We start from the raw sequence: 5,919 nt of genomic DNA on the forward strand, positions 1-5,919 counted from the left end.
AGAGAAGCTGCGCTTCGCCATCCGCGAAGGTGGCCGCACGGTGGGCGCCGGCGTCGTCGCCTCCATCATCGAGTGATCGAAGCGGACCCTCGGTCCGCTTGAGAGACAATCGGGGCGGCACCGCAAGGTGCCGCCCCTTTTCTTTGGGTTCTGTCTGCCTTGGCTCGTGCGTCCCTGATTCTCTGCCGCGCCGTCTTCCTGCTCGCCGCCGGCCTTGCGGGCGCGCCCGGCGCCTTTGCGGCGGCGCGCTGCCCGGAGCGGCCCGCCTGCTCGGGCTGCGGCTGCAAGGGCGGGCCGGGCTATCGGGCACCGGACGGGCGCTGCGTCGGCTTCAAGGACCTCGCCAGCGTGTGCGGCACGCCGCCTGAAACCCGATGTGTCTTCGAGAATGCGCCGGGCACCGGGGCCAATCGCGACTGCGCGCTCGGCGCGCCGGCCGGTCCCCGCCCTTCGACCGCGCCGCCTTCCCCGGCCGATGGGGCGCGGGACGGAAGGTGAGGGCGGGCGGCTTCTTCGCCGGCTGGGGACAGTGCGGGCGGGACGCATGCGCGCCTCTTTACAGACGCCGCGCATGCCACTACACACACGCGTCCGATGCGCTGGGTCGCTTTCCCGGCGCGGCGGACTTTACCCTCGAAGGGGGAAGCCCGCCTGGGCCGCCTTCGGGGCGCCGGCCGTAGGAGTGTAGCTCAACTGGTTAGAGCACCGGTCTCCAAAACCGGGGGTTGGGGGTTCGAGTCCCTCCACTCCTGCCAGGCGCCTCCGAAAGCAGACAGGGGCGAGACGGCCAGCGGGCCGTTGCGGCGGACCCCTTCGAACCACACATAAGGTCCCGCGACCGGGATGCGGCAGGCTCGAGGAGAGCTTTCGACGCGATTCGGGTCGGCGGGAGACGGACCGGCGGAGCGCCGTCTGGTCCATCGCAATTGAGAGCCGCCCGGCGCGTCGCGTGGGGGGGATCGGTGAAGACCTTCCATCGCGGACGCGCGGCGGCAGGTCGGGCAAGGAAGGGCGCCGGGGCGGCCAGAGGGCCGGCCGTAGCGCGGCGTCCGGACAGGTGCCGGGAGCCTTCCGGCACAAAGGTGTATGACATGGCCAAGAACAGTCCCACCGAGTTCTTCCAGCAGGTCCGCGCCGAGACGGCGAAGGTCACCTGGCCGTCCCGCCGTGAAACCCTCATCACCACCGCCATGGTGTTCGTGATGGTGCTGGTGGCCTCGATCTTCTTCCTCGTGGCGGATCAGGTGATGTCGTTCGGCGTCAGCCAGCTCCTGAAAATCGGTCGGTGGTGAGCGTCATGGCCAAGCGCTGGTATATCGTTCACGCCTATTCCAACTTCGAGAAGAAGGTGGCCGACGCCATCCGCGAGCAGGCGGAGCAGCGCGGCGTCGCCGATCTCTTCGAGCAGATCCTCGTCCCCACCGAGAAGGTGGTGGAGGTGCGGCGCGGCCGGAAGGTGGACACCGAGCGGAAGTTCTTCCCCGGTTATGTGCTGGTGAAGATGGACCTCACCGACGAGGCCTTCCACCTCATCAAGAACACCCCCAAGGTCACCGGCTTCCTGGGCGCCGACAACAAGCCCATGCCCATTTCCGAGAATGAGGCCATGCGAATCCTGCAGCAGGTGCAGGAAGGCATCGACCGGCCCAAGCCGTCCATCAGCTTCGAGGTGGGCGAGACGGTCAAGGTTTCCGACGGCCCGTTCGCGTCCTTCAACGGCATTGTCGAGGAAGTGGACGAGACCCGGTCCCGCCTCAAGGTGGCCGTCTCCATCTTCGGCCGCGCCACCCCGGTGGAGCTGGAATTCGGCCAGGTGGAGAAGGTCTGAGGACCTTTTGCGTTCACGAACAAGGCCGGGTCGCCGCGAGGCGCCCGGCCTTTTTCTTTGGCGGCGCCGGTGGCGGGGGGCGCCGCCGAGTCTCTATTTCTGACGCTGCCCTGTGGGTGCCGTCGGGTCTCTAATTCTGACGTCGCCCTGCGGGCGCGTCGGGTTTCTATTTTTGACGTCGCCCTGCGGGCGCCGTGGTGTCTTTACGTTTGACGCCGCCCTGCGGGCGTCGTCATGGCCACCACCCCCGCCAGGATCAGCCCCAGCCCCGCGAACGCGGTCCCGGAGAGGTGCTCGCCCAAGGCGAGGACGCCGATGGCGACCCCGATGGGCACCCGCAGATAGGCCTGCGCCGTCGTTCCCACCGCTCCCAGCCGCTGCACCAGGTGGAAATAGAGCACGAAGGCCAGCGCCGTGGAGGCCAACGCCAGGGCCAGCAAGGCGCCCAGCGAGGCGGGCGAGGGCGTCAGCATCCAGGGCCGGTCAAGGACAAGGCTCAAAGGCACCAGCACCGCCGCGCCGATCATGAGCGAGCCCGTCGCCGGTAAAAGCGGGTCCACCCCCGCAAAGCGCCGCCCCCACACCGCCGCGCCGCCATAACAGGCGCTGGCCGCCACCACGGCGAGCTGCGCCCCCACCTCCCGCCCGAGGCCGGACAGGGCATCCACCCCCACGATGAGCAAGGTGCCCGCCAATCCCCCGACGACGCCCAGCAGTTTCCGCCCGCCGACCGTTTCATGCCGGGTGAGGCCGGCGGTGATGAGGAAGGCAAAGACCGGCGAGGTGGCATTCAGGATGGTGGCGAGCCCCGCATCGAGGGACCGCTCCGCCCAGGCGATGAGGGTGAAGGGCACCACGCTGTTGAGCAGCGCCTGCACCGCGCAATCCCGCCAGAAGCCCATCCCGCGCGGCCAGGACAGGCCCCGCGCCGTCACCACCAGCGCCAGCAGGCCGCCGGCGATGAGCGTGCGCGCTGCAATCAGCGTCACCGGTGGGATGGTCTCCACGCCCACGCGGATGAAGCTGTAGGAGGCGCCCCACAGGGTGGAAAGGAGCAGCAGAAGAGCGAGATCGCAGAGGGACGGGCGGCGCATGGCAATCCGGGGGTGGGGGCAGGGAAGCGGAGCGGAGGGAGACGGCGCCCGCCACCGGAAGCCTAGCCGCATCGACGCGCAAACGCTTCGGCCTCCCCCGAAGCATGGCCGGCTGACCGGCAAAGGGACGGCCGCTAGAATGCCCCCGACCATGCGCCGCCCGGCTCGGGTGGCGTGCGGTCGGGGCGGGCGCGTTGGAGTGTCCAGACGTGCCTTGCCCGCCTCGGGGGCCGCGACAGGCCCGGCGCGGGAGCCGGCCAGGCGGCAGGTCCGTTCAGCCGAAGGGAACAGCCATGCGGCAGGATCGTGGTCAGGCCAAGCGGAGGGGAATGGCGGAGGTGCCTCTCCCGCCGGACACCGGCGGGCGGGCGGAGACCCCCTTGCGTTCCGTCGCTGGCGAGGACGGGCCGCCCAATTTCGCCGCCGGCGGGGCGGTGGCGGAGGTGGCCCATCTCATGGGCGATCCCGCCCGCGCCCATATGCTGTGCGCGCTCATGGGCGGCATGGCCCTGACGGCGGGCGAGCTGGCGGGGGAGGGCGGCATCACCGCCCAGACGGCCAGCGGGCATCTGGCCCGCATGGTGGAGGCGCGGCTCCTGGTGGTGGAGCGGCAGGGCCGCCATCGCTATTTCCGTCTCGCCGGCCCCGACGTGGCGGAGGCGGTGCAGGCGCTGATGGCACTGGCGGCCGCCGGCCCGCGGCGCCACCGCCCGCCGGGTCCGCGCGATGCGGCGGTGCGGCACGCCCGCACCTGCTACGACCATATGGCCGGCCGGGTGGCGGTGGCGCTGGCGGACGCCCTGGCGGCGCGGGGTTTCATTCAGATGGGAGAGGAGGCGGCGCTGCTGACCCCGGCCGGGCGGGACTTCTTCTGCGCCTTCGGCCTTGATCCCGATGTGCCCGCGGCCGCGCGCCGTCCCCTGTGCCGCACCTGCCTCGACTGGTCGGAGCGCCGGCCCCATCTGGCGGGGCGGCTGGGCGCCGCCTTGCTGGACCGCCTGTTGGCCCTGGGGTGGGTGGCGCGGGTGCCGGGCAGTCGCGCGCTGCGCGTCAGCCGGGCCGGAGAGGCCGGCTTCGCGGCCACGTTCGGCGTGCGGGCCGGCGCGGGGGACTGAGGCTCGGCCGACGAAGGCCAGGGGCCTGGGGCACACGGCGGGCGGGCGCGAGGTCAGCTGGGGAAAGGCAAGGCTTGCGTTCTCTTTTAATTCCATTATTCTGGAAGTATGGAATCAAAAGCTGCCGTCCTCGCCTTGTCCGCGCTGGCCCATGAGGGGCGGCTCGCGGCCTTTCGCCTGCTGGTGCAAGCCGGGCCGGAGGGGCTGCCCGCCGGCGAGATCGCCCGGGGGCTCGACATGCCCGCCAACAGCCTGTCCACCAACCTGTCCATTCTCGCCCAGGCCGGGCTGGTCTGGTCCCGGCGGGAGGGGCGGTTCGTGCATTATGGCGTCCAGCTGGAGACCATGGGCGCGCTGCTGGTGCATCTGGCGCAGGAGTGCTGCGGCGGCCGGCCGGAGGTGTGCGCCCCGGTGGCCGATCTTCTGGCCCGTGCCGCCTGCTGCGGGGCAGCGGCACATGAGGGGGCGCAGCCATGACCTCCGCCGCGCCTCCGCTCCAAGAGGCCGGCAGCGACCGCGCCCGTGCGCCGGACGCCGCCTCTGTCTCCCGTGCCCTGGTGGGGGAGGGCCTCGGCACCGCCCTGCTGCTCGCCATGGTGGTGGGGTCGGGCCTCATGGGCGAGCGCCTGTCGGGGGGCAGCGTGGGCCTGGCGCTGCTGGCCAATACGCTCTCCACGGGCGCCGGGCTTGTGGTGCTTATCACCCTGTTCGGCCCGGTGAGCGGCGCCCATTTCAATCCTGCGGTGACCTTGGTGGCGGCGGCGCGGCGCGAGATGCCGCCAGCGCGGGCCCTTGCCTATCTCGCCGCCCAGTTGGCCGGTGCCGTGGCGGGGGTCTGGCTGGCCCATCTCATGTTCGGGGCCGACCTGTTCCAGCTGTCCACCAAGGTGCGCGCGGCGCCGGGGCAGGCCCTGTCCGAAGGGGTGGCCACCTTCGGCCTCATCCTCACCATTCTGGGCGGGGTGCGCCTGCGGCCCTCTGCCGTGCCGGCCCTGGTGGGGCTTTATATCGCGTCCGCTTATTGGTTCACGGCCTCCACCTCCTTCGCCAATCCGGCGGTGACGGTGGCGCGGGCCTTGAGCGACAGCTTTGCCGGCATCGCCCCTCAGTCGGTGCCGGCCTTCATCCTGGCCCAGCTCCTGGGCGCCGCGGTGGCGGCGCTGTGCGGCGGCTGGCTGTTTGACAAGGTGAGGGCATCATGAACCAGGAGACCGGGGCGGCGTTCCCCATTACCATCTATCACAATCCCGCCTGCGGCACGTCCCGCAACGCCCTCGCCATGGTGGAGGCGGCCGGCTATGCGCCCGATGTGGTGCTCTATGTGAAAGCCGGCTGGACGGCGGACCTGCTGCGCGACCTGCTCGCCCGCATGGGCGCTGCCCCCCGGGACATCCTGCGGGAGAAGGGCACGCCCGCCGCCGAGCTGGGCCTGCTGGAGCCGGGCGTGACCGATGACGCGCTCATCGCCGCCATGGTGGCCCATCCCATCCTGGTGAACCGGCCCATCGTGGCAACGCCTCTGGGCGTGAAGCTGTGCCGGCCCTCCGAGGTGGTGCTCACGCTGCTGGAGCGCGGACCGGACCAGTTCACGAAGGAGGATGGCGAGGTGGTGATCGCGAAAGGGTAGGGGCCGGGCACACCGCTGGCGCGCCCTGGCCTCTCAATCGTCACGGGCTCGTCCCGCGCACCCACGGCCAGACGCGGGGCGGGCGTCCGGTCGCATCGTGCGACACCGCCCAGCGCAAGTTCGATGGCGTCACTCATATTAAGAAAAATATCCTAGACCATATTCCTATTTGTGGTCACCTCTGCTAGGGTAGTCCCACCTGGCACCAAGGAGGGGCGCGTCCGGAGCGGCCTGACGGGTGGTGTCGGGGGCGGG

9 protein-coding genes and 1 tRNA gene are annotated in these 5,919 nt (G+C 70.9%); 9 read left to right on the top strand and 1 reads right to left on the bottom strand.

The features are described 5' to 3' along the window. From ACT54L_RS24830 to nusG, 5 genes are all read left to right on the top strand, one after another. Window positions 1–76, top strand: a 76-nt coding sequence (locus tag ACT54L_RS24830) for an EF-Tu C-terminal domain-related protein (RefSeq protein ID WP_159731174.1), incomplete at its 5' end; no start/stop codon positions are given. Between the two features lie 83 nt (window positions 77–159). Further along, entirely contained in the window at window positions 160–498 is a 339-nt protein-coding gene (locus tag ACT54L_RS24835; RefSeq protein WP_476088345.1) for a hypothetical protein, read from the top strand. A gap of 180 nt (window positions 499–678) precedes the next feature. Beyond that, window positions 679–755, top strand: a tRNA-Trp gene (locus ACT54L_RS24840). A 336-nt stretch (window positions 756–1,091) separates the two neighbouring features. Continuing rightward, window positions 1,092–1,292, top strand: coding sequence for a preprotein translocase subunit SecE (gene secE / locus ACT54L_RS24845; RefSeq protein WP_476088346.1), 201 nt, complete (start codon window positions 1,092–1,094; stop codon window positions 1,290–1,292). A gap of 5 nt (window positions 1,293–1,297) precedes the next feature. Further along, window positions 1,298–1,828 (top strand): transcription termination/antitermination protein NusG, encoded by a 531-nt coding sequence (gene nusG, locus ACT54L_RS24850; RefSeq protein ID WP_209102882.1) that lies wholly within the window; start codon window positions 1,298–1,300, stop codon window positions 1,826–1,828. Window positions 1,829–2,031: 203 nt separating this feature from the next. On the opposite strand, the gene ACT54L_RS24855 is transcribed toward nusG, so the two are convergent. Then, window positions 2,032–2,922 (bottom strand): DMT family transporter, encoded by an 891-nt coding sequence (locus tag ACT54L_RS24855; protein ID WP_476088347.1) that lies wholly within the window; start codon window positions 2,920–2,922, stop codon window positions 2,032–2,034. Between the two features lie 455 nt (window positions 2,923–3,377). Here ACT54L_RS24855 and ACT54L_RS24860 point away from each other — a divergent pair, with 455 nt between their 5' ends. The 4 genes from ACT54L_RS24860 (at window position 3,378) to arsC (ending at window position 5,664) form a co-directional block, all read left to right on the top strand. After that, window positions 3,378–4,037 carry an ArsR/SmtB family transcription factor gene (locus ACT54L_RS24860; RefSeq protein ID WP_476088351.1) on the top strand — a complete coding sequence of 220 codons (660 nt, stop codon included), beginning with the start codon at window positions 3,378–3,380 and terminating at the stop codon, window positions 4,035–4,037. Window positions 4,038–4,145: 108 nt separating this feature from the next. Then, on the top strand, window positions 4,146–4,514 hold the full coding sequence (locus ACT54L_RS24865; protein WP_476088348.1) for an ArsR/SmtB family transcription factor: 369 nt from the start codon (window positions 4,146–4,148) through the stop codon (window positions 4,512–4,514). After that, window positions 4,511–5,239, top strand: coding sequence for an aquaporin (locus ACT54L_RS24870; protein ID WP_476088349.1), 729 nt, complete (start codon window positions 4,511–4,513; stop codon window positions 5,237–5,239). Before ACT54L_RS24865 ends, ACT54L_RS24870 begins: the two co-directional genes overlap by 4 nt. Continuing rightward, window positions 5,236–5,664: an arsenate reductase (glutaredoxin) gene (gene arsC / locus ACT54L_RS24875; protein WP_476088350.1), complete on the top strand. Its 429-nt coding sequence runs from the start codon at window positions 5,236–5,238 to the stop codon at window positions 5,662–5,664. Before ACT54L_RS24870 ends, arsC begins: the two co-directional genes overlap by 4 nt. Window positions 5,665–5,919 lie beyond the last annotated feature (255 nt).

This window comes from Aquabacter sp. DMC10 (assembly GCF_056314145.1).

Excerpts from the sequence above, each read along its gene's own strand:
- ACT54L_RS24860 (WP_476088351.1), top strand. The coding sequence starts at position 3,378 with ATGGGCGATCCCGCCCGCGCCCATATGCTGTGCGCGCTCATGGGCGGC.
- nusG (WP_209102882.1), top strand. The coding sequence starts at position 1,298 with ATGGCCAAGCGCTGGTATATCGTTCACGCCTATTCCAACTTCGAGAAG.
- arsC (WP_476088350.1), top strand. The coding sequence starts at position 5,236 with ATGAACCAGGAGACCGGGGCGGCGTTCCCCATTACCATCTATCACAAT.
- ACT54L_RS24855 (WP_476088347.1), bottom strand. The coding sequence starts at position 2,922 with ATGCGCCGCCCGTCCCTCTGCGATCTCGCTCTTCTGCTGCTCCTTTCC.
- secE (WP_476088346.1), top strand. The coding sequence starts at position 1,092 with ATGGCCAAGAACAGTCCCACCGAGTTCTTCCAGCAGGTCCGCGCCGAG.
- ACT54L_RS24870 (WP_476088349.1), top strand. The coding sequence starts at position 4,511 with ATGACCTCCGCCGCGCCTCCGCTCCAAGAGGCCGGCAGCGACCGCGCC.
- ACT54L_RS24865 (WP_476088348.1), top strand. The coding sequence starts at position 4,146 with ATGGAATCAAAAGCTGCCGTCCTCGCCTTGTCCGCGCTGGCCCATGAG.